The sequence below is a fragment of the Lentibacillus populi genome, assembly GCA_014642895.1.
Taxonomy (GTDB): Bacteria; Bacillota; Bacilli; order Bacillales; family Amphibacillaceae; genus Lentibacillus_C; species Lentibacillus_C populi.
The window spans coordinates 1-22,494 of record BMJD01000049.1 but is presented as its reverse complement, the minus strand read 5'-3'; the positions used below and the strand labels follow the sequence as shown (position 1 = coordinate 22,494).

The window sequence follows — 22,494 nt, the reverse complement described above, 5'->3', positions numbered from 1 at the left end:
TATATCGCTTTATTTTTAAGTAATTATTAAAATCGCGCACTAATCTTTACAAAATTTTGTACAATGTTGTCGGGGTGAAGTGGTGAACTGGCCAGTACTAAAAGATATAAAGTGGTTGGCATATCAATTAACATCAATTTTGTCAGTACTCACAGGATTAATTTTAGCAGTTGGCAGCAATAGTTACTGGGTACTGTTTGTCCTCTTATCGATGTTACTAATGGGTTTAGGGATGAGTAGGGCAACGAAATTAACAAGGTAAAAGAGTGAAAAGTGAAAGAGGTTTATTCAAATCGGGTACGAATCCGGAATTTTTTAAATAATAGCTTTGGCTCTCCCTTTGCAATACGCACCCAAAAGCACCTTTTTAATGGTGTTTGTCCCTGTTTTAGCTGCAGTTATTCATTTTATCTTGTACGTAGCGGTTGGACTATATCTTGATAAGAGAAAAGACAGACACTTTGTCAAAGAGTACAACCAAATTTTGGAGGCATATAATGAAACGGATAATGCAGAGATATTTTTACATGATCTTTCAAATATTAAAAATCCATCTAAAACTGCGCAATCAGCAAATGCCTTTAATTTCAGTATGTCAACCGCATTGTATAAAAACAATAGAAAAGAAGAAGCCCTATCTTATTTATACAAAGTCAATACATCAGATAACGATCTTCAAAAGGTAATTGAGGAGCAAAGAAAAATGATAGAAGACGGAGAGGTCACTAGTATTTAACAGTTTTCCGAAAGTCTCCTTCTTCAAGCCTGCTACGGGGATCGCCCAGGTTAGGGACTTTCCGGTTCAATGACATGAGTGCAATCCTTTTTAATCGTGAGGGATATGCTCGGCTCCATTGAACGCAGATCAAACATGTTTCTCAAAAACCTCCCGTCGTGGGAGGTTTTATACACTAATTCATATTTTGAAATGCTCAACCGCCGCTTCAGCCACCTGTACGTCCTGAGGTACAGCACCACCGCTGACACCGACTGCGCCGACTATTTTTCCGTCTATTTTTAGTGGGATTCCACCACCAAAGACAACAATTTTGCCCTGGTTGGTTGTGTTAAGTCCCCAGAGTTCTGCGGTTGGAACGGTTGCTTCCTCTAAGTCAGCTGTAGACATTTTCAGCGCAACAGATGTCCAGGCTTTGTTCTGGGCAATGTCTACACTCGCCAGCCATGCATCATCCATGCGATGGGTGGCAACGAGATTTCCACCATCATCCACCGCAGAGATTACCATCTGTACACCAATTTTACTTGCTTCCCTTTCCGCGCCATCAATCACTTGTTTTGCCATTTCCAAGTTTATTTTTTCCACTAGTCATCTTCCTCTTTCTAAAAATTACCTTTCTTTACCCGATTCCCGCAAACGTTTTTAATAAACATATTAATAGAAAAAGTCCTGAATTTTAAGTTTTATAATAGCATTAGTGGGAAAGAGATTAATAGGGAGTTACAAGCACTCAGTGTAAAATCTCTGCTGTAGTAAGTACTGCACACCATCATTCCAAGGAAGTTTTTCGTTTTGGCAGATAATCGTGGTGTAGTTTACTTAGGAAATGGTAAAGTGGAAGTGCAGGACATATCAGTAGATCCTGGAGCCAAGGATCAAGACGCTAAACAAGGATCGCCCAAAGTACGCTTTCGGCTTGGCTGGTCAAAGGCGCATCCATCCATACCGGACAAACTCCGATGAAATATCATCGTCAATTAATGCACGCTATCTTGAACGGAAAAGCGGATATTGCCATGTGGTAAATGCAACCACATTTCATTGGATTAGGCTCCGCAAGGTTATGCGAACTTTGACGGCGGGGTCGCTAAAAATTTGTCATTGACCCACACGGAACATTAAGTAAGTAGAATGATGGGACAGGTCTAGTGTCCCATCGTTCTGCTTTAAACGTTTTTATAATTGTAGAGTCATGCAAGGAGAATGTTCTAATGGACAACAGCAATCACACATCGCGCCTGTCTCACTCTACGAACTTCCGAATGTGCTGGTCTAAATACGCAATACATAGAATTGTGTAGTAGGTTTCCAACCGTTATTCAACCGCTTTTTGTCAATCATTCATATAAACACGGTGGTCCGTAAGCGATTTTACCCTTTTCAATACCATTCCTTATCAAAATAACTTATTTATTATTTTTCTTCATAAACCATTTCGCTAAAAAGTTAGGCTCTTTGATACGACAATTGTGAAATGCTGAAATCTTCCATTCTCCATTTTGTTTGATTAAAACATTGGTATTAATGGATTCTCTATTTTTGGAATAATTTTTTTGCCAACGCATTTTCGTATTTCCGACGCAATGTACAATAACGGTATGTTCATTTAGAAAGCGAATGTCCGTTATTCGCCCTTGCATTTGGGACCCCTTTAACACACCATCAAATAATTCCTGATGTGAAGTTTTTACTTCTTGTTTGCCTTTTATATGCTGCCCAAAGAAAGTGACATAATCTACGTCTTCGGTAAAACAAGTAGCATATGCTGCTCCATCACCGTTACTCCATGCAGAATACATGGTTTCAAATAAATTATTTATATTGCCTTTTTCTGTTTTAAATTCCATTTATTAATCTCCTTTTTCTTTATTTATTTAATTAGTATGGTTCGTCTCAATCTGTTCCTTAAAATTAGATAACCATTGTAATTCAAGCTGCCACTGATTAACATGATGATCCATTAATCCTCGGATTGTTCGATAAAAATACGTGTTTTGCATGGGTTGTATCTGGTCAGGGTTCTCATCAAACTCTAATTGCTGTTCCTTAATATGATCTATAGCTTTTTGACAATACCGCATATAATGATTTATTAAATACATTTGATCTTCATAGCATAAGTAGTCAAAATAGATTGCTTTAGTGTGAAAAATCTTTTGGTAGTTCCCAAGGCCTTTTTCAGTATCCATCATTAATTCATAAAAGCGGTCTTTTCCCTTATCCGTAATTTCAAAGGTGCGGGATGATCGTTCAGAAGGGAAGGGAACATTTTCTGGATTCGCCTCTTGAATAAGCCCGGCTTTATTTAGTTTGGTTAACAAAGTTGAAAGTGTCCCCCTACTAACCTTTTCCCAAGGTCCAATCGTGTCATTGGCTATTTTCGAAATGAGATAGGCATGTAATGGAAACTTCATTAATAATGACAGAACAAGAAGTTCATACATTGTCAATTCACCTCTTTTTACAATTATTAGTTTTTTAAATACCGTTTTAATAAAACTATAAACTCAACATAAACATTTGTCAATGACAAATTGCAATAATTGATTTTGTACACGTCATTTCATTGATAAATTCCGTAAGATAATGAACATGACTTCATTGGCGTAAAAAAATATAAAATGAATATTCGTTAGTCAATATTTCGCAATAAGGGTTGTTAATCATATCACCGTATGCTATTTGAATGTCTTCTGCTGTATGTTTGGCTTCGTTTTCAAGGATATAAAAGTAAAAACGGCATGCAGATAATATTTCGATAAAATTGTGTGTTAAAATAGAGAAAAAGTTTTGAATTAATGTACGTAAACTATTTTGACGCTTTTCTTAAATATCTATAAAGCAATGGATTTTCAAGAACGATCCTCCGTAATCGGCGCGCAAGAATGGAATATGGCCTGTGCAGACTTATGCATAAAAGGGGTGAAGACGAATGCGTATTGAAAATGGGGAAAAAATATACCCCAATTGCCTAACAATCACTAGGACAGTCGAGGTGGGTGGCCTTACTAAATCGCAGCTTATCCAGAAAATGCAACAACACTCTATTTTGATGAACGAGTTTGGAGAAAGGCTATTTGCTGAAGCTAATTTTACAACCTCTGCCAAAACGTATACGTTGAACACCATTGAGCTCACCGTACGTGACCTGGGGTTGCCAGAGGGAGCAACTACGACTCAGCTCTTTAAGCGAGCGAATGATCTTGGATTGGAATTGTGTCCGCTTGAGCTTGGCCCTAACCTAAGACTAAGGTATCTGGATCAGCCTGAAGGTTATTCTGGACAGCCCTCCCGGCAACATCAAGCTCCATATGGCTCCATCACAATAGCTTCAGAGATACTAACAGAAGACGAAAATTTCCCGAAAGGCTTCTATCTCAGACGTATCAAAGGTATGCTGTGGTTGCGTTGGATACATTGCCGATGATCTGCACGTTTGGGGGCCTGATGGTCATTTTATTTTTTGTCAACGTTCATAGTTTTTGAAGAATTAAACCTAAATCCCAAAGAAAGGAATTGATTCACAATGACATTACGCTTAACGCCATATTTAATGATGGAGGGAAATGCAAAGGAAGCGATACAATTTTACGAAAAAACATTGGATGCTACAATTGTTACTGTCCAAACTTATGGTGAGGTGCTACCTACTTGTCCTTCAGCTATTAAGGAACATGTGGGACATGCAATGTTAAAAGTTGGTGAAACAGATCTTATATTTTCCGATACTCCAGGCCCGCCGATTAAAAAGGGGAATCAAGTAATGATTAGCATTTCAACGAATGATGTGGAAAAAACAAAACAAATTTTTGAAGCATTACAGTTGGATGGGAAGGTCAACCAACCGCTAGAGGAAACTCCTTTTAGTCCGGCTTTTGGTAATGTAACGGATAAATTCGGCGTGACTTTTCAAATTGTAACGGAAGGAAAATAATCAATTTACTTATGCAAGAATGGAATAAGAGAGGGAGGTTTGGTTTGATTATCAATTATACCGAGTATAATGAAATGCTCGATATGGAAGTGTTAGAAAGAATTATAATGCTGCATACGAGTGTTTTTGGAAAGTCTGATGATTTAGCAGGGAGAATGAAAGAAAAGCCTAAGTTGCGAATTGACATTGCATTAGATGATCAAAAGGTGGTCGGGTATAAGATAGGATATGCTTTGAATCGTGAGCAGTTTTATAGCTGGCTAGGCGGAGTGGATGCCGAATACCGGAATCAAGGTATTGCTTCAACGTTAATGGTGCAGCAGCATCGACATATCAAAGAGAGTGGCTACAAAGCAGTTCAAACACATACCAAAAATAAGTGGCGTCAGATGCTGCTATTAAATATTAAAAACGGATTCGACATTATTGGTACTTACACAGATAATGAAGGAGAACCTAAAATCATTTTGGAAAAAAAGCTATGAACATTTGAAAACATATCCTTTAAGGTTTGTTATTCTGTTAAAGCGCAAGGATGAAATAATTATGATAGGAAAGAAGAACAAGAAGTTATCATTCCCCTGATAAGTGACTTGTTCTTCTCTGTTTTTTACTCTGTGCTGATAGTACGGCTCATAACGATTTTACAGGTACACATATTTCGCAATAAGGGTTATTAATCATATCACCAGTGTATCTTTCTAGAATAGGTTTGTTATCAATTTGGTATCCATTGCTTTTTAGTGATGGAAAAATAGCAGCATATGCTTGTTGAATAGCTTGTGCCGTATGTTTGACTTCGTAAATAAGGTATTTTCCACCAGAAAGTTCACCTTCGTAAACGGAATCATCCAATTGATAATCCTTTGAAATCACAATACCAGCATCAAATCTACAGTTTTCTGGAAGTGTTGTCTCGGGATTATCTTGTGAAATGGCAAATAGGGTTGCCGATTTAAGCAGATTTTTCTCCTAAGCCCATTTTTTTAACCTCTCTATTACTTGATAATTTGCAGGACCATACGGACCAACTCGTCGTACATAGGCGATGCGGTAGTTTGGAAGTGTTTCGGCTTTGAATTTCATAGATTTTTTTCCTTTCCTTATTTATTTGTTACATTTCAAATGTAGCATGCTTTAAAAATATATACATCTTACTTTTTAAAATTTTTTAAAAAATGATAAATCCCTACTCTGTAAATGAAGGGTGCGTTATTGAAGAGAATCATACTTAGACTCTTCCGTAAACGAGTTGAATTGCTGAATAACGAATCGACTTTTTTGTATACATATTTGATTCAGGATCCCAGTCATTCCATCATACGGAAGGAAATTACCATTGAAATCAAAGTGATTTGCCGATGGTTAGAAATTCCATTGATTATTCTAGTTATTTTTGCCTATAATAAGAACGAATGTTCCTTTAGGTGGTGAAATAAATCAATGGATTATTCGCTTTACCCGCGGCATGATGTGCTATGTATTGATATGCGGTCCTTTTATGCAAGTGTGGAAGCTGTGAAATTAGGCTTAGATCCGATGAAAGTAATGCTTGCCGTAGTTGGGGATCCAAACCGATCAGGAAGTATTGTACTTGCAGCATCGCCTGCGTTAAAACGTAAATACGGAATCAGTAACGTTAGTCGCTTTTATGAGTTGCCCAAAGATCCGGATATTGTTATCGCCCCTGCACATATGGCTGACTATTTAAAAGTATCAACTGAAATAACAAAGCTGCTCAATCGCTATGCACCGAAAGAGGCGATACATGTTTATTCGGTTGATGAGGTCTGGGTAACCGTCAATGGGTTGGAACGGCTTTTTGGAAGCCCACGGGAAATTGCGGAAAAAATTAAACAGGATATTTTTGAATCATTTGGACTCACCTGCAGTATCGGTATCGGTGATAATAAATTTTTAGCAAAGGTCGCCATGGATTTACACGCCAAAAAATCAGGCATCGCTGAGTGCAGATATGAGGACGTGAAGGAGAAGCTTTGGCCCGCGCCTATTGAAAAAATCTGGGGAATTGGCAGCAGGATGAAACACAATTTAAACCGGATGGGAATTGTTAATCTTGGACAAATCGCCAATTTTAAACTGGCCCTTTTGAAAAAGCGTTTTGGTGTTATGGGGGAGCAGCTTTATTGGCACGCTTGGGGGATTGATTTAAGTCCTGTATTTGGTGACTTTACGCGACCTGAGCAGAAGGGATTTGGCCACGGTATATCATTATTACGTGATTACACTGGAGAAGAAGTTGCAGTATGTATCCTGGACCTATCCGAAGAGGTTTGCCGCAGGGCCCGTACTGCCAATAAAGTTGGGAAAACAATTCATCTTGGGATTTCTTATTCTAAAGAAACCAGAGGAGGATTTTCCCGCTCGCAGTCCATCCACATCCCGACAAATGTAACAATGGATGTGTACCAAGTTTGCATGCATTTGTTCCGAAAATTTTACGATGGCGCAAGTAAAATCAGGCATGTCTATGTGACGTTGGATAATCTGTTTGAAAAAGGGGAAACCCAATTGGATCTGTTCGAGGATCGCGCGAAGAAAAATGATATTGGTTATGTCATGGATGCGATTCGCGACAAATATGGATCAACCGCTATTTTACGTGCTTCCAGTTATACGGACGCTGGAATTACGATAGATCGGAGCGGGAAAATCGGCGGGCATTATGCTTAATAGGATGACATAAAAAACCCCCTTATATGAGGGGTTAGTCTACATAAACATCGATAATATTTTGTAAAGGCAGGATGACTTGAAAAAGGTAATCTTTATTTTTATTTTCCACTTAAACATTTAAAGTTGGGTAGAAATTTGTTATTTTTCCCGTTGTTTCATCAATATAACCTTCAAACCTAAACGCCATTTTTAGAAATCCCGATAATTTTCCTTCCAACTATTTCTCCATTTTTCATCGCTTCTTCACCCGCTTTTAAATTCGTTGATAAAATTGTAACGTAACTGTTCGGTTAATTTCCGGATTTGTTTTCGAAACCAACAATCTATCTATACTAATTTTTTCTCTTTACCTTTATTGTTAACTGATATATAATTTGGTTAACAATAGAGGAAGGGGGTTGACAATAGTGAATCAAAGATGGTCAGCACAGAGTATCACCACTGCTGGAGCGTTTGTTGCTCTTACTGCAATCGGAGCTAATATCACATCGATTGCACCATTTATGATGGTTGGCGGGGTACCAATTACATTGCAAACATTTTTCGCAGTATTGGCTGGAATTGTTCTGGGAAGCAGATTAGGGGCATTTACGATGTTTGTTTATATGCTGCTCGGACTTGTCGGCGCACCGATTTTCGCACAGTTCAAAGGCGGGGCTGCGATATTGCTGTCACCGACATTTGGATTTATTGTGTCATTTATCCTGGTAGCATATGTTACGGGAAAGCTGGTGGAGAAGAAAAAAAGTCTGCCAATGTATGTCACTGCAGCAGTGGTCGGGATGGCAATCAATTATATCTTCGGTACCAATTGGATGTATGCAGCATATTTATTTTGGTTTGATGCACCGAGCGGATTTACATATGGCGTGGCATGGGCCTGGATGGCGGTGCCATTGCCTAAAGATATCATTCTATCTGTTGTGGCGGGAGTTTTTGCTTATAGAATTGAAAAGATTGGCATAGGGGTGCAAAAGGTCCAAAAGAAACAACGTGCAGCCTGATATGAAGGAAGGGGACATGAAATGAACTGGGATGTACTTGCACAAGATGTGATCAATGGTTATGAACTGACTGATGAAGAAGCGCTGGCAATATTGAAAAGTCCGAATGAAGAAATTCTGCAATTGCTTAGCGGTGCTTATCAAATACGAAAGCATTACTATGGCAATAAAGTGAAGCTGAATATGATTATCAATACCAAATCAGGGAATTGTTCCGAAAACTGCGGGTACTGTGCACAATCAAGAGATTCCACCGCGCCTATTGAAAAATACAGGATGCTTGATAAGGATTCGATTGTCAGAGGTGCTGAAAAGGCGCACCAGCTTAATGCCGGAACCTATTGCATTGTTGCGAGCGGGAGGGGACCTGCCAATTGGGAATTGGAACGAGTCATCGAGGCCGTCGAGGAAATCAAAGGTAAATACGATTTAAAAATATGTGCATGTCTTGGCATTTTAAAACCTGGTCAGGCAGAAAGGTTGAAAGCGGCAGGAGTAAGCCGTTATAACCATAATATTAATACATCGGAAAATCATCATGATGCCATTACAACCAGCCATACATACCAGGATCGCGTCAGGACGGTAAATGAAGCGAAACAAGCTGGATTGTCGCCTTGCTCCGGAGTAATTGTCGGTATGAAGGAAACAAAACAGGATGTGGTGCAGATGGCCAAGGCTTTAAGGAATTTGGAGGCAGATTCGATTCCAGTGAATTTCCTCCATGCAATTGATGGGACTGCGCTTGAAGGCACTCATGAATTAAATCCAATATATTGCCTGAAGGTGCTGGCATTGTTCCGCTTTATCAATCCGACGAAAGAAATCCGCGTTTCCGGCGGACGTGAGGTAAATTTGAAAAGCCTGCAACCGCTTGGATTATATGCAGCGAACTCCATTTTTATTGGAGATTATTTGACAACGTTGGGCCAAGAAGATACAAAAGACCATCAGATGCTGCGAGATCTCGGTTTCGAAGCGGATGTTGTGTACGAAGAGGGAGCTGGAACTTTAAAGGCATTGCTTGAGGAAGGAGTTCGGGCGGATCTTTAATGACGAACAACAAGTCTAGTCCAAAACAAAGACTGCCGCTGCGGCAGGGGGTCAGACCCTTGCCCAGCAGCTGCTTTCATACGAAAAACCATTTCCTCAAGCGAAGGAAGTTTGCATGCATGTATTCCAATTGGGGGCCATAAAAAATCCCCTAGCATAAGGGGTTAATCTACATAAACATCGATAATATTTTCTAAAGGCAGGCAGTGATCGACTATTTTGATGTGCTTATTCTGCAGATCAATATTTCCGATTTTGCCTTTAACCTTGTGATAATCGTGGTTTTCAAAATACTGTATTTCCACTGTTAAGGCATCCTTTAAAGCCATCTGCAGCTTTACATTTATTTCCTCCTGCCGCTGTTCGTCTATCATCGGCTTTTGTTTACGCTCCAGTTCCTCCCATGTCCTTTTTAAAAGCTCGACATGTTCCGGGATCATTAACGATGTCCATTTAATTGAACCACGATCATGAGCCACTTCTTATGCACCTACCCTTTTTCTAATTGGCCCGACAGATAAAATGTTATTTCGTTTAAACGTTCTGACTTGCCTTTTGGTGTAGCAGAAAGCAAGCACCGTATCGTTGTTCGTCCGTAGCACTTTAATTGTTCGTTGTGTGATCTGGTTATTGCTGTCCAGATAAATCAGTTCTAGTGTACTTCCAGGTTTTATTGTCATATGAAAGCCTCCTGTTGGAAACGTTTGTTCTATTATATCACGAAATGCGAACGAATATACGGTTAAAATATGGAAATGGATTTTGTTTGAGAGGGGAGTGTAGAGTCATTATAAATGTCTTTTTATTGTGATATTTAGATATAGCAGGTAGATAGAGGTATGCTCGTTGGGGATTTTGGGGTGCTTTTTATTTTGTGTTCGCGGAAAGAGCATAATGAATACTAAGGTAGCAAGTGTAACATTAACGGCTTTCCACAATCTTCAATGTCTATACATTTGTTTGCTCATCCCCGCGATAGCAGGAAATAAATTTGTTATAACAGGAATATAGTCGGAATATCGAGACAAATTGAAGCGTAATTCGGAAGTGGTTATAGCCAATTGAAATGTACCCTCCTGAGGATAACTTTTACCACTGCATGACAAAAAATGTACCAGTAAGTGACAGACTGCTTACCACTTCACACCTTCTCGATGATCAATGTTAAAAACCCGTCATCTTTTGAATCGAAAATGTTATACTTATTGTACAAGTTTGACCGATTTTAAATAAGGAAAATCTTCCGCAATTGGGCTATTATGTTGAAGAAAAGAAGGAATCCCAAGGGAGATCTTGAATGCAGTATATAATCGTATTGAGGAGGTTTTTGGTTTGACTGTTCTAGATGGAAAACAAGTTTATAAGCTATGGGTAAAGGCTTGGAATGGAGATGTTTCCATTCTTAATGAGGTGACGTCACCTAACTGCACAGTTCATCAAGCAAGGCTTGATAAGAAGGATTCAGAATCACGAAAAGGAGTAGAAGTATTAAAGGAAATAGATAACGAATGGGCGTGCGATCTTTAATGACGTAAAGATGTCAATTGAAGTAGGTCCTATCGAAGAAAACGCTTATGTTTCCGCACGTTGGAAATTGACTGGAACATATAACGGGGAAATGCCGGGTGCCAAGGCAAATGCTGGAGAAGCTATCTCTTTTCATGGTATGGATATCTTCTTTCTGGAAGAGGGTAAAATCAAGGATTATTAGGTTTCTTCTGATGATGTACACTTCATGCAACAGCTTGGCATGCTTTAAATAAATTCTGATCAAACTTTTTATAAACAAGTGATCAGTGCAATAAAGTCGTTTATTTACAATAAAGATGTTCCTCAATCGGCCATTTTGTAGAATAAACCTTCATGAGAAGAATGGACATTCATGTTAAATATAAATATGGGATTGTGAAAAATGTACTTAGTACAAGAAAAGGGTGAGTAAAAATATGATAAATTATAACGATCGTACATTTGTTTCAGTTGATAATACAGCTAACGGAGAAGTTTCTTCAAAAACAACTTTTAGATATAAGCAAGAGGGGAATATTATCTCCGCAACGTATAGTGGAGGAGAAATCGTCAAAGGTTTACTAATTGGTATTGTTAATGAAGATGGTTGTTTAGAGTTTAGGTATAACCACGTTAATATCAAAAATGAAATTAGGGGAGGGGAATGTGTTTCGAATCCTGAAATCTTAGCCAATGGGCGAATTAGACTGTATGAGAAATGGAAATGGCTTGATGCCGAAGAAACTGAGGGAAATTCAATTATTGAGGAAGTGTTGTAATATAAATCTTAAAGCTATTATTAAACAAACTGTGTCTCTAGAGCTATTTACGGATTAAGGACAAGCCCTCAGTTGTGGCTTTGAAATAAAGTTTGATAATTTATAATAAAGATTGATCATTTGAATAAAGTCCGATAATTTATAAAAAAGTTTGATACAATTACATTGACGAGACGGATTGTGACAATTCAACAATCAGGCCATTTTGCGGAAAAACCCTAAATACAGAAGATCTTTGGTTAAATATATAGTATGTAAACCTGGAGTTTACACTTGAAACTGCAGGTTTGTTTCCCTTATTTATTAATTGATGTAATCTTGATGAAAAAGGGTGATATTATGGGTCTTCAGTTTGGTGATAAATTGAAAGAATTGAGAAATGAAAGAAAGTGGCTGGTCTCAAGAAAAATTATCTGAGGAGTTGGACGTGTCACGTCAGGCAGTTTATAAGTGGGAGTCAAATAAAGAATATCCGGACATTGATAAACTAATCAAAATAAGTGATACTTTTGGCGTTACCATTGACGAGTTAATAAAGAAAGATGAAAGTCTGCAAAAAAAGATTAGTATTGATGAAGATGAGTCCTTTGAAGAATTCTCTGATCCGAGATTTTATTTAGGGGTTATTTTGGGTACGTTTATTTTTGATGGTACATTATCCAATATCCTCACGAGCACTGGACTTTTTACAATTTTATTTCTCACTGACGTTATTAAATCCATAAAATCGCTTTTCTAACTTTAAATAAAGATGGCTGCTCTTCGATAACAAGACTGGAGGGGACTTTATGAAAAGAACAAAGAGAAATACTGTATTAAAGGCATTTGAGATTTCTCTAATAATTTCTTTGATTGCATTTTTTGTGGTGGATAGTCCAAAGCCTAATACGGCAGTTTATTTACTTTTTGTAGGAATTGTTTCATTTGCAAGCCTTAACATTATATACTTAATCACTTCGAAGGCGTATAAGAAATTCTTGAGGGAGAGTTAAATTCATTTTAAAGTGCCGCAATCGGGCGCACTTCCGGAATAAATTTATTCATCAGTTGAGCCATATAATTGAATAAGGGATTTCAAATTATAGCTGTAAAGGGGAAAAATATATGATTGATTCTAGTTGGCTTAACATTGGCAGTCTCGTGATTGGATTAATTGCTTGGGTACTTCCTGTTGTTAATCTCCTGCGATCTCAAAAACAGGGAAATGAGAAATGGGTCGCTTTTTCCATTATAAGTATCAGTGCTTGTGCTATTTCGTTATGTTTCCAGATTTTTAGTAACTATCAATTGGTAAAAATTGAGGATTGGTCTGCTCTTATGGACACAGGAGGTGCTGTGGCATTCACTTCAGCAGTTCTTGTTATCGTTACCATCTTATTAAATGCGCTTACTTTGATTGTATATCGTAACAGAACTGCAAAGTAAGTTTTTAATACCTATACTTTGAGGATAGTGTATTACTTAAAAAATCGGGCGCAGTTATAGATAAGCAAGGAGGTTGAATTGATGAGTAATGATGATTTTATTTTACCAGATATATTTGATAGTTTTATTGAAAGTGAAATAATGGATACTGAAACATTCCACTTAATTTATAATTTTGTTGCATTGGATAACTTTCGGCATGGTGAGTACGAGGGTAACATGTTTGTCATTAGAAAGATAAATGCGAATCATATACAGTTGGAAGATGAAGTAGCGACAGAAAATACTTCGACGCCAGCGGTATATACATATACAAAAGGGAAGTTTTTATGGCTTTTACAATCACGTAAGCCAAGTTTGTAAACTATGCTGCAATCGGGCGCAATTGGGCATATTGTTGCATAAATTAGGGGGTGATGGATTTGGATATCCTTCTGTTTATCATTTCCTACATTCTACTAGACATCATAGGTTCTGTCTTTTACGTTGGTGCGCTACTGTTATCATTCAAGCTATTGAAAATGATTTTTAATATGAATGCAGATAAATGGAATGCTCTTTTCAAATCTGGAAAAGGTGTAGGATTTTATTTTATGATGCTCTTTCCTTATTTGATAATGCTCGTTGTAATGTTTTCGGTAAGTAAAGTTTGGTTTGAACTCATTAATTTTGAATATAGCGTTTTAGGCTCTTTATCTGTGGTTATATTGTTAACGCTTATTGTGATTTTTGCATTCCCTAAACTGAGAGACATTGTAAATAATAAGTTACAGGAGAACGATTGAATTGTGTGTAAGAACCGGAATGCATTGTTTTAAGCAAACGGGCGCCATTCCAAAATAACACGTGGTTGAAGTAATTGGTTGAAGTTAATGTTTACATACATTCAGTATGTATGTTAAAATTGATTTAACAACTATTTAAAGGGGTGTAGTTTGATGGCAGTGACTGGGTTTTATCCTGTAATTCTTACGGATGATGTTTCTCAATCTGCAGATTTTTTTGTCCGCCACTTTCAGTTTGAAGTGGTTTTTGAAATTGATTGGTATGTGAGTTTGAAGTTGGATTCGTTTGAGCTAGCGGTGCTTCATCATCGTCATGATACAGTTCCAACAGACATTCGGCAGCAGATTACGACCAGTCTAATTTTGAATCTTGAGGTAAAAGATGTTGATGTCCTTTACGATCGCTTAATTCATGAACATCACCTGCCCATTGTACTCGATTTACGGGATGAAGATTTTGGGCAGCGTCATTTCATTACATCTGATCCGAACGGAATTCTTATCGATGTAATTCAAGCAATACCACCATCCGCTGAATTCCAAAAGCATTTCAAGGGTACTCTGTCATGAGTGTTTACATTCCTTTGAAGAATTACTTTGATACTGAATTAGCTAAATTTTTAGGGAATCAAATATGCCCTGTTTATCCGGAATTTCCTCATGATTCCTTTGTTAAGAGAGTGAATGGTCTCGTCGAAGGATTGGAGCTGAAAGACAGGGTGGCTGTCATCTCTAAAGAATTGCACAAAGCGCTCGCCTTGCCCTATGTTGATGCAATTGGAATTTTGAAACAAATTCTTGGGCCTGAAAACAAAACGGAACAAGGGATGTTTACAAATGGGTATTTTTTAATGCCAATTGCTTATTATGTCGAAGTGTATGGAATCGATGACTTTGATGTGTCGATGGGCGCTTTGTATGAAATCACGAAACGTCATACGTCTGAATATGCGATTCGTCCTTATTTACTATACTATGAACGAGAAGTGTTAGAGAAACTTCGTCTATGGGCGATCGATGAAAACGCACATGTACGACGACTCGTTAGTGAGGGAACACGCCCTCGTTTACCTTGGGCAAAACGAATCGCCGTGCTTAATGGCGATCCGTGTGTGAATCTTTCCTTGCTCGAGCTATTGATCACCGATCGCTCCAAGTATGTACAAAAATCTGTTGGAAATCACCTGAATGACTTGTCAAAAATGTATAAAAAGGAAACAATGGAATGGATAAAAAAGATGTATAAGTTACATGGAAACAAAATCAATTGGACGGTAAAGCACGGACTACGGTCATTGATAAAAGTCAATGATGGAGATGCTCTAGAATTTATGTGCAGGATTGGTGAATAACAAATGAAGAAAACAAAAGCTGAAGCAGAGGAAACAGCACAAGTACTCCTCCAAACGGCAAAACGACATTTCGCAAAAAATGGATACGCAAAAACAGCACTCGAGGATATTGTGAAAGATTCAGGTGTGACGCGTGGAGCGTTGTACCATCACTTTAAGAATAAAAAAGGACTCTTTTTTGCTGTAATTGAATCTATTCAGAAGAAAATCGCTCAAGATATCGAACAGCAGGCAAGCAGGGGTTCAGAACAATGGGAACAACTGTCAATTGGCTGCAGAGCATTTATTAAGTCTGCCATTGAGCCTGACCATAAACAGATTATTCTGATTGATGGTCCTGCGGTCATTGGTTGGAATCGTTGGCGTCAATTAGATGCCAATCATTCAATGAAACTTCTATACAGTCAGCTTGATCAAATGCAGAAGAACGGTTGTTTTTCGTCCCTGTCGGTAGAATCACTGACCCACTCATTATCAGGGGCAATGAACGAAAGTGCATTATGGATCGCTGAGCAAGGTTCGTTTGATTCACTTGATGAAGCGATGTGTGTGTTAGATGTGTATTTCGAAGGACTTAAACAGACGAATTAAGTGTTATAAAGATGTTTCTTCAATAAAGTCGTTCATTTACAATAAAGATGTTCTTCAAACTGGCGCTTTAGCGGAAGAAAGGAAAGTATTAATTTATGGAAATAATTTTGATGTTTTTAGTTGGAATAATCGTTTTGATTATAGCTGTAATGGCAATTCTTAAAGGCATAACGCATAGGGTCAAAACTCCAACTGATAATCTAAAAGAGGAAATTTCAAATCTCGAAAAAAGGGTCGATGATCTCGAGAATAAAAAGAATACCTGAATTTTGTTCCAGGAAAGGGAGCTTATCCGGAATAAATATTATTCCTGTATTGAGCCATTTAATTGAATAAGATTACACAAAAAGTCGATTTCCCAACGTAAAGGAAATCGACTTTTTTAGATTAAATTTTTGCCTAATTATAAAGGTTTTACTTTAAGTTCCTTCGATGAATTTTAAAAATGCTGTTGACTATTCAGTTGAACTGTATTATATTATTATAAAGTCAAACTATATAGTTAAACTGAATAGAAGGTGAGAGTATGAAACATAAATTATTGCCTTTGTCTGAAACCATGCATTACATTTTATTAGCTCTACGTGAGCCACTCCACGGCTATGCCGTAATGCAGAAGATAGAAAAAATAAGTAATGGTACCGTTATTTTAGCGGCTGGTACATTATACGGTGCGATTGAAAACTTGAATAAACATGGTTGGATTGAACCTGTTGGAAATTCAGGTCGGAGAAAAATTTATATGATAACTGCAGAAGGAAGGGCTATTTTGAAATTGGAACAGGAAAGGCTATTGCATATTTTAGCCTTGTATGAAGGAAGTGAATCAAATGAAGAGGTTTAAGGTATTTTTTGATATTGAAAAAGAAGAGCAATGGCTGAACGAGCAATTACAAGAAGGCTATCGCTGTACAAATATTAGTGGATTAGGAATATACACTTTCGAAAGAACTGACAAGAGGTATGTGATGCGACTTGATTATCAAGATTATTTACCAAAGAAAAAGTTCATGGAATACAAAGGGATATATGAAGATTTTGGTTGGAGCCACATAGAGGGGCACCGTCTGGGTGGAAGACAGTATTGGCAAAAGGAAGGTGATGATCAAAATGAAATCTTCTCGGATCGCCAATCAATGGCTAATTATTATAAAAGATTGATGGGTTATTCATTTTCGCTATGTATGCTTATGCTATTTGCTGCTACTCCCTACACGGATTATTCGGAATTATATCATACAGGTCTTTGGAGTATGCAAGGTGACTTATTTTGGAAGGCATTTTTATTTGAAACTCCATTTGTCCTTTTGAAATTGTCTCCTGTACTTCTTAGTATTTTCCTTGGTACTATTTCCTATAAGTTTTTTCGAAGGTATTCAATGTTAAAAGAAAAATAATATGCTAGGGAGTTAAGTATGAACTTTTTAATCCAAAGAAGTAATTGAGGATAATGTATCTACCGCAATCGGGCGCGCCTCCGGAATAAGGATCAGTGCCCGTATTGTACATAACGGCCAGTTAATGGAGTAAAGTCTATAAATCACTTTGGTGGAATTATAAACCTATTAAATGTAACGAATGTGGTACGACACATAAGATAACAATTCCTGGTAGGATCATTTTTGTCTCTTTGACTATCCTACCAATGGTAGTCATTGGCGATTTTCTCTCGCCTATTAAGAATATTCTTGTAACACTTGGAATAGCGCTGTTTATGTTAATTACTGGTTCTTTGTTGACCCCGTTCTTTGTTACTTATAAAAAATCTTTGTGAAGTAATGTACTTAAGGAATAAGGGTTGCACGCCTGTATTGCATATAAGGATCATTTTTCGAAGGAGACAAAATCGGGAGAGGGTTGTGTTTGATCCGGTCTGAAAATGATTTGGAATAACAAAGAAGTAAGAATAAATAAAACGTGTATAAACATTTACTTCGTGGTATGATTAAAATAGAAAGATTATAAGTGCATACAAAATAATAAAGACCGATCCCCGACAAGAGGGGTGGGCAGCTTAGGAAAATAATCCCTCACGAACCCGCTAAAGTGCATGAGGGATTATTTTTTATGGTTATTATCAGAATCGATAAACGCTACTAACATCCCAAAGGATATCATGAGCGCTAGCGCACTAACAATGTCCATAGGCAAACACTTTCCTCCCAGGAAGTCTCCAATAAAGACTAACGGCAGATCGACAGTGCTACCTAACCCCTCATGCGAAGCCAGTCTATTATATTTTATTGTATCACAGTTAGATTATGTAAAGTAAAGTTTTATTCATTAATATAACTTAAACAAAACGAACGGGCGCTTTTGTTTCTAAGATCTTTTCCAAAGATAACTGAATATTTATGTTATAATTGATGTGGGTTGATAAGAAATGTACTTAACTTAACGTAGCAGGTTCGTTTAACAAAATGTTGTAAGGAGGGGTAGGATATGTTACGAAGGTTTCTTTACAGAATACCAATAATAATTGGTCTAACCATCTTATTTCTAGTTGATTTAATGATGGTTGTTCCACTTGCCTCAAACCAGATATTTGCTTTAATAATTACACTTGTATTTTATATGTATCTTTTATATCTCATATATTCTAGTTTAAAATTGAATGAATGAAGGCATTTAATGCTATTTATCAAACGGTCTATACTTTAATAAGGTCATTGAAATATTCTGCCATAAAAGGGCGCTTTTTCAGCACAAGGAAAGCGTCTTTTTAATGGTATTATGAAGGATTTTTGCTAACTAAAACAGAAAAATTAGTAGTCCAATTAAAAGTCAGGATAGTGGATTGTTTTGTCAACTAGAGACCAGTTGAAGCAATGCTCTATATGCTGGAAAGATACGTGTGTTCTCAATAATCGAGTTGAAACATTCACAAAGAATAGAGGGATAGACTATGAATATTATTCGTGCTTGTGAAGCGGAAAGAAATATAAAAAACGAGATGAGTACAATCTTTGTAGACGGCTTCTATCAATGGCTGAATTATTTTTCAAAGGGTAAAGCCAAACTTTACAAGACATTTGCCCATATGTTTAATACAGAGGTCTTCTATACAGCTGTAGTTGACGATAATATTGTGGCTATAGCCGCCTGCACTACAAACAATTTACCTTCAGTAAGATTGAAATATAGTGAATTTAGAAAGCATCTTGGCTTATTCATGGGTAGCATTGCTTATGTAATTCTTAAAAAAGAATTTGAGAAAAAGCAATATCCCTTTCCGATTTCTGGGAAAATGGGTGCAATAGAATTTGTGGCAACGTCGATAAATTGTAGAGGACAGGGTGTAGCGACTGAACTGCTAAAATCAATAATGGATTCAACTTCATACTACGAATATGTTTTAGAGGTAGCAGATACCAACACAAATGCCATCAAGCTTTATGAAAAACTGGGTTTTGCAGAGTTCATGCGTATACCTCAAAAGCACGGTAAAAAAAGCGGTGTCAATAATCTTGTCTATATGAAGCATGTGAAGATGAGAGAAGTTGAGTCCCGGGAGCCTACTCTCTGATGTAATAGCCAAATGGACGAGCTAAAATTGAAAGGGCAACTGAATTGTTGGAAGGTGGTGCAACTGCTGCTGCGGTGCTACAACTGTACTTGCCGAGGCCGGCGTTTTTGACAAACGTATGCATACTAGTAATAGCGTTGAGTATCTTAAGATGCTATGTCCAAACTATAAAGGAGAATTATATTATCGAGATGTAAAAGCAATTACGGACGATAATCTGATTACAGCTAGTTCAGCAGGTGGGTTGCTTTTTGCTCGAAATATCTTGGCAAAATTAGATGTTTTTTCTCAGGATACTCTTGACGCTTGGTATAATTACTTCAATACGGGTGACGCAAAATACTTCTACAATTTAATGCAGACACTGGAAAATTAGAAACCTTCGGGAGGGATAGGGCTGGATTATTAAATAAAAGAAGGAAAAGAAGTAAATATTAAAAAAGCAAAATAAACTTCTGTCATAATGGGTATGCTCACCTTATTGTTATAACAAGTTTAGTGATAGCTTCACTGTTATTACCCCAAATAACCCCAAATATGCAGTTAACAGAAAGATTATGAAAAGATCGGAAATGGTTTGATTGTATAAAAAAACATTTAAAGCAACGGCACAAGTGCGCGGAAATAGGAGGTAACTGGCCCAACTGGCCAAGCTCTTAACTGCCCACTGCTTATGGGCAGAATAAACCTAATCTCTCTTGTAAACCTTCTAAGACTTCTTCTGGCACTTCCCTGACCTTGATATCCTTACCGAGGAAAAGGACCCAATTTGTTATTTCGGTCAATTCTTCGGGATTATGAACATTGATAAAAGTCTTTAGAATGGCAGTGGTTTGGTAAGGGTTAGTATAGGAAATTGAAACTTTTAAAGGATGGTACTTTTTAAACTGGGCAATCGCCATTGGACCAAGTTCAAGGATAAGGTTCATTACTTCTTCCTGCTTGTTTAGTTTTTCTAAAATCTTTTTCTTACTCAATCTTTTTTTCACAGGGTATGGTTTGACATTGGTAAGATTGTCGACAGGGAAAACCTGCCTCTTTTCATTCTTTAAGTCAAAGCCATCAATCAGCCAAAGACCTTTTTCATGATAAAGGTGTAAAAGATAAATTGGATAAGACTTTATTACCTTCTCTTCTATGATGGTAATCAATAAATAGCTATCCAAAAGAAGGATTTGGATGAGTTTTTCTAACATAGGATGAGGTAGGTCTGACAGATCAAGCAGGTCGGGATTATTGGGGTTGGTCCCTTCAAAAATCAATGTTTGATTTAAAAGAACAAGGTCATCTTGCTGGTTTTCTGAGATGAGGCCAAGTAATTTTTCAGCTAAAGACTGACGACTCTTTAGATAAGGGAGTTGTTTATTTTTTGTGGCCATAAAGGCAATAAAAAGAGCTTTAATCTCATTATCGGTAAAGCGAATAGTGGGCAAGACAGAGTTGTTCATGACAAAATAACCCCCATCCCTTCCAACTTCAGAGACAAGTGGCATCCCCATGGCTTCAATTTCTCTGATATCTCTCATAGCTGTCGAACGAGAGATGTTAAATTCTCGCATGATTTCAGAAATTGTAAAGTGGGCACGGTTGTTGATATACCGCATGATGATATTAATCCGTTCAACTTTTTTCATCGGGACCTCCTAAACAGTATCATTTTTTGACATGATTTAAGGCTATTATAAACTCATCAAGAAAAAAATCAATTTTTTAGAAAGGAATGTTTGGAATATGGCAAATTACACATTAGAAGAAAAAGACAGTTTTACCGTTTTAGGTATTGGAACAGAGCTTAAAAGCAATTACACAGACTATGCTGGCATTAATAAGGAAAAGGCAGACTTTTGGCGATCAGTCAATGAAGATGGAAGGCTTGATTTGCTAAAATCTGTCGCTACGAACGACTACATTTTTGTCGTAAATGAAGCAGTTAATAACAAGATGATGCACTACGCCGGCGTCATGACCGAGGAAACCCTATCGGAAGCATCTAGAGTTATCCAATTTCCTAAAGGGGAATACATCGTTGTGAAAGGGGAAGGAAAAACGGCTGAAGAGTTAAGCAACAAAGTTACTGGCACTGCATTTGGTGAAGTGTTAGGTGAAGCAAATCATGTTGCCTATGTAGGTGGCCCCAATGCAGCCGTAGTAATGGGGCAACGAAATGGCTTGGTATATGGTGAAATGTGGGTTCCTGTTGTAAGGAAGTAGAAGGAGGGATTGAATTGTCCTTTGTTGTGAATTTCAAGAATGTGTCTACAGTTGGCGTAGAGTCTTCACCAGTTGCAGAGGCGCTTGCTGGTTTACGTGCTAATGAAGCCCGTTACTTTATGAACAAATATAAGCATGAATTTACGGTTGAACCAGCTAGTGAAAGTCAGGAGACCCTTGACTATGTGAACCGAATTTTGAAAGAAGAACGTGATATTGCGTTTGCGGCCAACCCTTTAGAAACGTCGCGTTTTCAAGTCGGAAATATCAAATTTGCCTACGTCTTTTTTGAGGATGGTCTTGCGGTAAACGTCATGTATACAGTTGATGACCCTAAGAAGCGGGCCGTTGGTTTTAAGCTTTCTGAAGGGATGGAGGTACCAAAGGAGTTAGAAGGAAAGTTTAAGTTTGCTAGGCAAAAGTCTAAACTAGCTGGAACAATTCGGGGTTCGTTCTTTGTAATTAAAGGAGAATATTAAAGTAAGCAAAAGCGCAAGTGGAAGAATCCAGCCATTTTTTGTATTTGGTCATTCTTTTTCTTCCTTGAAATTAGTGAAAGCTATTTTCTCTTCAGGTAATAAAATAGCTTTCACTCGCTGGAAAAACAAATGAATGCGGATATTTTCCTTGGTAACTTCTATCTTACACTGTATTACGGGAGAAGATATACAGGGTGTAATACCGTATGTTCAACTGATCCCCACCATACTTAATAGGTGGGGATTAGTTGAAAGATTATTTGCATTTTCCTCTGTCTGTAAAACTGGCTTTCACCGTTAGTGATCTACCAATCGGATTAACCCCCGAATTTTGGACAATAACACTCTTAAACTAGCTTTTCCTTAAAATTACGTTATTTTCTCCAGTTTATCTTCTTCTTTTGTCCGCC

Annotated in this window: 33 protein-coding genes and 3 pseudogenes; 29 read left to right on the top strand and 7 right to left on the bottom strand. The window is 37.5% G+C overall.

The features are described from left to right. The first annotated feature begins 82 nt into the window (after positions 1-82). Together IEX12_RS23600 and IEX12_RS19855 are read left to right on the top strand one after the other, a co-directional pair. The gene (locus IEX12_RS23600) at positions 83-262 is read left to right on the top strand and encodes a damage-inducible protein DinB (protein WP_155555473.1); all 180 of its coding nucleotides are present in this window, start codon (positions 83-85) and stop codon (positions 260-262) included. Between the two features lie 108 nt (positions 263-370). After that, a complete protein-coding gene (locus IEX12_RS19855; RefSeq protein ID WP_088049382.1) occupies positions 371-736 on the top strand; it encodes a hypothetical protein in 366 nt (121 codons plus the stop codon). A 180-nt stretch (positions 737-916) separates the two neighbouring features. On the opposite strand, the gene IEX12_RS19850 is transcribed toward IEX12_RS19855, so the two are convergent. Then, positions 917-1,324: a GlcG/HbpS family heme-binding protein gene (locus IEX12_RS19850; RefSeq protein ID WP_088049383.1), complete on the bottom strand. Its 408-nt coding sequence runs from the start codon at positions 1,322-1,324 to the stop codon at positions 917-919. Positions 1,325-1,531: 207 nt separating this feature from the next. Here IEX12_RS19850 and IEX12_RS23935 point away from each other — a divergent pair, with 207 nt between their 5' ends. Further along, on the top strand, positions 1,532-1,702 hold the full coding sequence (locus IEX12_RS23935; RefSeq protein WP_371871373.1) for a hypothetical protein: 171 nt from the start codon (positions 1,532-1,534) through the stop codon (positions 1,700-1,702). A gap of 443 nt (positions 1,703-2,145) precedes the next feature. Here IEX12_RS23935 and IEX12_RS19845 read toward each other — a convergent pair whose 3' ends face one another. Further along, positions 2,146-2,586, bottom strand: coding sequence for an SgcJ/EcaC family oxidoreductase (locus tag IEX12_RS19845; protein ID WP_088049384.1), 441 nt, complete (start codon positions 2,584-2,586; stop codon positions 2,146-2,148). Between the two features lie 27 nt (positions 2,587-2,613). Next, positions 2,614-3,183 (bottom strand): PadR family transcriptional regulator, encoded by a 570-nt coding sequence (locus IEX12_RS19840; protein ID WP_088049385.1) that lies wholly within the window; start codon positions 3,181-3,183, stop codon positions 2,614-2,616. 488 nt (positions 3,184-3,671) lie between these two features. Here IEX12_RS19840 and IEX12_RS19835 point away from each other — a divergent pair. The 3 genes and pseudogenes from IEX12_RS19835 to IEX12_RS19825 all read left to right on the top strand — a co-directional run bounded on the left by IEX12_RS19835 (position 3,672) and on the right by IEX12_RS19825 (position 5,158). Beyond that, positions 3,672-4,218, top strand: a pseudogene (locus IEX12_RS19835) (helicase). Positions 4,219-4,265: 47 nt separating this feature from the next. Continuing rightward, positions 4,266-4,673, top strand: a complete 408-nt coding sequence (locus IEX12_RS19830; protein WP_188725758.1) for a VOC family protein — start codon at positions 4,266-4,268, stop codon at positions 4,671-4,673. Positions 4,674-4,717: 44 nt separating this feature from the next. Beyond that, positions 4,718-5,158 carry a GNAT family N-acetyltransferase gene (locus IEX12_RS19825; RefSeq protein ID WP_308778164.1) on the top strand — a complete coding sequence of 147 codons (441 nt, stop codon included), beginning with the start codon at positions 4,718-4,720 and terminating at the stop codon, positions 5,156-5,158. A gap of 148 nt (positions 5,159-5,306) precedes the next feature. Here IEX12_RS19825 and IEX12_RS19820 read toward each other — a convergent pair. Continuing rightward, positions 5,307-5,759, bottom strand: a pseudogene (locus IEX12_RS19820) (AraC family transcriptional regulator). A gap of 357 nt (positions 5,760-6,116) precedes the next feature. On the opposite strand from IEX12_RS19820, the gene IEX12_RS19815 reads away from it, so the two are divergent. The 3 genes from IEX12_RS19815 (at position 6,117) to bioB (ending at position 9,427) form a co-directional block, all read left to right on the top strand. Further along, entirely contained in the window at positions 6,117-7,367 is a 1,251-nt protein-coding gene (locus tag IEX12_RS19815) for a DNA polymerase IV (protein ID WP_102415666.1), read from the top strand. A 407-nt stretch (positions 7,368-7,774) separates the two neighbouring features. Continuing rightward, entirely contained in the window at positions 7,775-8,374 is a 600-nt protein-coding gene (locus IEX12_RS19810; protein ID WP_371871375.1) for a biotin transporter BioY, read from the top strand. Between the two features lie 21 nt (positions 8,375-8,395). Beyond that, a complete protein-coding gene (gene bioB, locus IEX12_RS19805) occupies positions 8,396-9,427 on the top strand; it encodes a biotin synthase BioB (RefSeq protein WP_088049389.1) in 1,032 nt (343 codons plus the stop codon). Between the two features lie 164 nt (positions 9,428-9,591). Here bioB and IEX12_RS19800 read toward each other — a convergent pair whose 3' ends face one another. Continuing rightward, a complete protein-coding gene (locus IEX12_RS19800) occupies positions 9,592-9,906 on the bottom strand; it encodes a YolD-like family protein (protein WP_088049390.1) in 315 nt (104 codons plus the stop codon). Positions 9,907-9,909: 3 nt separating this feature from the next. Beyond that, positions 9,910-10,107: a hypothetical protein gene (locus IEX12_RS19795; protein ID WP_088049391.1), complete on the bottom strand. Its 198-nt coding sequence runs from the start codon at positions 10,105-10,107 to the stop codon at positions 9,910-9,912. A 652-nt stretch (positions 10,108-10,759) separates the two neighbouring features. On the opposite strand from IEX12_RS19795, the gene IEX12_RS23590 reads away from it, so the two are divergent. The 18 genes and pseudogenes from IEX12_RS23590 to IEX12_RS23925 all read left to right on the top strand — a co-directional run bounded on the left by IEX12_RS23590 (position 10,760) and on the right by IEX12_RS23925 (position 19,770). After that, on the top strand, positions 10,760-10,954 hold the full coding sequence (locus IEX12_RS23590; protein ID WP_230856219.1) for a hypothetical protein: 195 nt from the start codon (positions 10,760-10,762) through the stop codon (positions 10,952-10,954). A 10-nt stretch (positions 10,955-10,964) separates the two neighbouring features. Next, entirely contained in the window at positions 10,965-11,138 is a 174-nt protein-coding gene (locus tag IEX12_RS23585) for an ester cyclase (RefSeq protein ID WP_286171305.1), read from the top strand. A 235-nt stretch (positions 11,139-11,373) separates the two neighbouring features. Next, positions 11,374-11,715, top strand: coding sequence for an avidin-fold protein (locus IEX12_RS19785; protein WP_188725757.1), 342 nt, complete (start codon positions 11,374-11,376; stop codon positions 11,713-11,715). Between the two features lie 273 nt (positions 11,716-11,988). Then, positions 11,989-12,132: a hypothetical protein gene (locus IEX12_RS23580; protein ID WP_230856221.1), complete on the top strand. Its 144-nt coding sequence runs from the start codon at positions 11,989-11,991 to the stop codon at positions 12,130-12,132. A gap of 10 nt (positions 12,133-12,142) precedes the next feature. After that, complete coding sequence (locus tag IEX12_RS19780; RefSeq protein ID WP_230856222.1) at positions 12,143-12,454, top strand: helix-turn-helix domain-containing protein; 312 nt, start codon at positions 12,143-12,145, stop codon at positions 12,452-12,454. A gap of 49 nt (positions 12,455-12,503) precedes the next feature. Next, positions 12,504-12,707, top strand: a complete 204-nt coding sequence (locus tag IEX12_RS19775) for a hypothetical protein (protein ID WP_088049392.1) — start codon at positions 12,504-12,506, stop codon at positions 12,705-12,707. 112 nt (positions 12,708-12,819) lie between these two features. After that, the gene (locus tag IEX12_RS19770; RefSeq protein ID WP_088049393.1) at positions 12,820-13,140 is read left to right on the top strand and encodes a hypothetical protein; all 321 of its coding nucleotides are present in this window, start codon (positions 12,820-12,822) and stop codon (positions 13,138-13,140) included. A gap of 81 nt (positions 13,141-13,221) precedes the next feature. Next, complete coding sequence (locus IEX12_RS19765) at positions 13,222-13,503, top strand: hypothetical protein (RefSeq protein ID WP_088049394.1); 282 nt, start codon at positions 13,222-13,224, stop codon at positions 13,501-13,503. A 59-nt stretch (positions 13,504-13,562) separates the two neighbouring features. Then, positions 13,563-13,925, top strand: coding sequence for a hypothetical protein (locus IEX12_RS19760; RefSeq protein ID WP_088049395.1), 363 nt, complete (start codon positions 13,563-13,565; stop codon positions 13,923-13,925). Between the two features lie 153 nt (positions 13,926-14,078). Further along, positions 14,079-14,495: a VOC family protein gene (locus tag IEX12_RS19755; RefSeq protein WP_088049396.1), complete on the top strand. Its 417-nt coding sequence runs from the start codon at positions 14,079-14,081 to the stop codon at positions 14,493-14,495. Next, the gene (locus tag IEX12_RS19750; protein WP_088049397.1) at positions 14,492-15,277 is read left to right on the top strand and encodes a DNA alkylation repair protein; all 786 of its coding nucleotides are present in this window, start codon (positions 14,492-14,494) and stop codon (positions 15,275-15,277) included. Before IEX12_RS19755 ends, IEX12_RS19750 begins: the two co-directional genes overlap by 4 nt. A 3-nt stretch (positions 15,278-15,280) precedes the next feature. After that, the gene (locus IEX12_RS19745) at positions 15,281-15,868 is read left to right on the top strand and encodes a TetR/AcrR family transcriptional regulator (protein ID WP_088049398.1); all 588 of its coding nucleotides are present in this window, start codon (positions 15,281-15,283) and stop codon (positions 15,866-15,868) included. A gap of 95 nt (positions 15,869-15,963) precedes the next feature. After that, positions 15,964-16,134 (top strand): hypothetical protein, encoded by a 171-nt coding sequence (locus IEX12_RS19740; protein WP_188725756.1) that lies wholly within the window; start codon positions 15,964-15,966, stop codon positions 16,132-16,134. Positions 16,135-16,394: 260 nt separating this feature from the next. After that, positions 16,395-16,712 (top strand): PadR family transcriptional regulator, encoded by a 318-nt coding sequence (locus tag IEX12_RS19735; RefSeq protein WP_088049399.1) that lies wholly within the window; start codon positions 16,395-16,397, stop codon positions 16,710-16,712. After that, positions 16,699-17,265 (top strand): DUF2812 domain-containing protein, encoded by a 567-nt coding sequence (locus tag IEX12_RS19730; RefSeq protein ID WP_088049400.1) that lies wholly within the window; start codon positions 16,699-16,701, stop codon positions 17,263-17,265. Before IEX12_RS19735 ends, IEX12_RS19730 begins: the two co-directional genes overlap by 14 nt. A gap of 137 nt (positions 17,266-17,402) precedes the next feature. Continuing rightward, positions 17,403-17,642, top strand: a pseudogene (locus tag IEX12_RS23930) (hypothetical protein); the annotation flags it as partial. A gap of 1,131 nt (positions 17,643-18,773) precedes the next feature. After that, the gene (locus tag IEX12_RS19720; protein WP_088049402.1) at positions 18,774-19,394 is read left to right on the top strand and encodes a GNAT family N-acetyltransferase; all 621 of its coding nucleotides are present in this window, start codon (positions 18,774-18,776) and stop codon (positions 19,392-19,394) included. 43 nt (positions 19,395-19,437) lie between these two features. Then, entirely contained in the window at positions 19,438-19,770 is a 333-nt protein-coding gene (locus IEX12_RS23925) for a DJ-1/PfpI family protein (protein WP_088049403.1), read from the top strand. A 295-nt stretch (positions 19,771-20,065) separates the two neighbouring features. On the opposite strand, the gene IEX12_RS19710 is transcribed toward IEX12_RS23925, so the two are convergent. Then, positions 20,066-21,028 carry a helix-turn-helix transcriptional regulator gene (locus IEX12_RS19710; protein WP_088049404.1) on the bottom strand — a complete coding sequence of 321 codons (963 nt, stop codon included), beginning with the start codon at positions 21,026-21,028 and terminating at the stop codon, positions 20,066-20,068. A 97-nt stretch (positions 21,029-21,125) separates the two neighbouring features. On the opposite strand from IEX12_RS19710, the gene IEX12_RS19705 reads away from it, so the two are divergent. After that, positions 21,126-21,605, top strand: a complete 480-nt coding sequence (locus tag IEX12_RS19705) for a GyrI-like domain-containing protein (RefSeq protein ID WP_188725755.1) — start codon at positions 21,126-21,128, stop codon at positions 21,603-21,605. 14 nt (positions 21,606-21,619) lie between these two features. Further along, positions 21,620-22,084 carry a DUF8821 family protein gene (locus IEX12_RS19700; protein WP_088049406.1) on the top strand — a complete coding sequence of 155 codons (465 nt, stop codon included), beginning with the start codon at positions 21,620-21,622 and terminating at the stop codon, positions 22,082-22,084. The last annotated feature ends 410 nt before the right edge of the window (positions 22,085-22,494 follow it).

Coding starts and splice junctions, on each gene's coding strand:
- IEX12_RS19855 (WP_088049382.1), top strand. CDS start 371: ATGGTGTTTGTCCCTGTTTTAGCTGCAGTTATTCATTTTATCTTGTAC.
- IEX12_RS19845 (WP_088049384.1), bottom strand. CDS start 2,586: ATGGAATTTAAAACAGAAAAAGGCAATATAAATAATTTATTTGAAACC.
- IEX12_RS19840 (WP_088049385.1), bottom strand. CDS start 3,183: ATGTATGAACTTCTTGTTCTGTCATTATTAATGAAGTTTCCATTACAT.
- IEX12_RS19830 (WP_188725758.1), top strand. CDS start 4,266: ATGACATTACGCTTAACGCCATATTTAATGATGGAGGGAAATGCAAAG.
- IEX12_RS19815 (WP_102415666.1), top strand. CDS start 6,117: ATGGATTATTCGCTTTACCCGCGGCATGATGTGCTATGTATTGATATG.
- bioB (WP_088049389.1), top strand. CDS start 8,396: ATGAACTGGGATGTACTTGCACAAGATGTGATCAATGGTTATGAACTG.
- IEX12_RS19795 (WP_088049391.1), bottom strand. CDS start 10,107: ATGACAATAAAACCTGGAAGTACACTAGAACTGATTTATCTGGACAGC.
- IEX12_RS23585 (WP_286171305.1), top strand. CDS start 10,965: ATGTCAATTGAAGTAGGTCCTATCGAAGAAAACGCTTATGTTTCCGCA.
- IEX12_RS19785 (WP_188725757.1), top strand. CDS start 11,374: ATGATAAATTATAACGATCGTACATTTGTTTCAGTTGATAATACAGCT.
- IEX12_RS19775 (WP_088049392.1), top strand. CDS start 12,504: ATGAAAAGAACAAAGAGAAATACTGTATTAAAGGCATTTGAGATTTCT.
- IEX12_RS19770 (WP_088049393.1), top strand. CDS start 12,820: ATGATTGATTCTAGTTGGCTTAACATTGGCAGTCTCGTGATTGGATTA.
- IEX12_RS19765 (WP_088049394.1), top strand. CDS start 13,222: ATGAGTAATGATGATTTTATTTTACCAGATATATTTGATAGTTTTATT.
- IEX12_RS19755 (WP_088049396.1), top strand. CDS start 14,079: ATGGCAGTGACTGGGTTTTATCCTGTAATTCTTACGGATGATGTTTCT.
- IEX12_RS19750 (WP_088049397.1), top strand. CDS start 14,492: ATGAGTGTTTACATTCCTTTGAAGAATTACTTTGATACTGAATTAGCT.
- IEX12_RS19745 (WP_088049398.1), top strand. CDS start 15,281: ATGAAGAAAACAAAAGCTGAAGCAGAGGAAACAGCACAAGTACTCCTC.
- IEX12_RS19740 (WP_188725756.1), top strand. CDS start 15,964: ATGGAAATAATTTTGATGTTTTTAGTTGGAATAATCGTTTTGATTATA.
- IEX12_RS19735 (WP_088049399.1), top strand. CDS start 16,395: ATGAAACATAAATTATTGCCTTTGTCTGAAACCATGCATTACATTTTA.
- IEX12_RS19730 (WP_088049400.1), top strand. CDS start 16,699: ATGAAGAGGTTTAAGGTATTTTTTGATATTGAAAAAGAAGAGCAATGG.
- IEX12_RS19720 (WP_088049402.1), top strand. CDS start 18,774: ATGAATATTATTCGTGCTTGTGAAGCGGAAAGAAATATAAAAAACGAG.
- IEX12_RS19710 (WP_088049404.1), bottom strand. CDS start 21,028: ATGAAAAAAGTTGAACGGATTAATATCATCATGCGGTATATCAACAAC.
- IEX12_RS19705 (WP_188725755.1), top strand. CDS start 21,126: ATGGCAAATTACACATTAGAAGAAAAAGACAGTTTTACCGTTTTAGGT.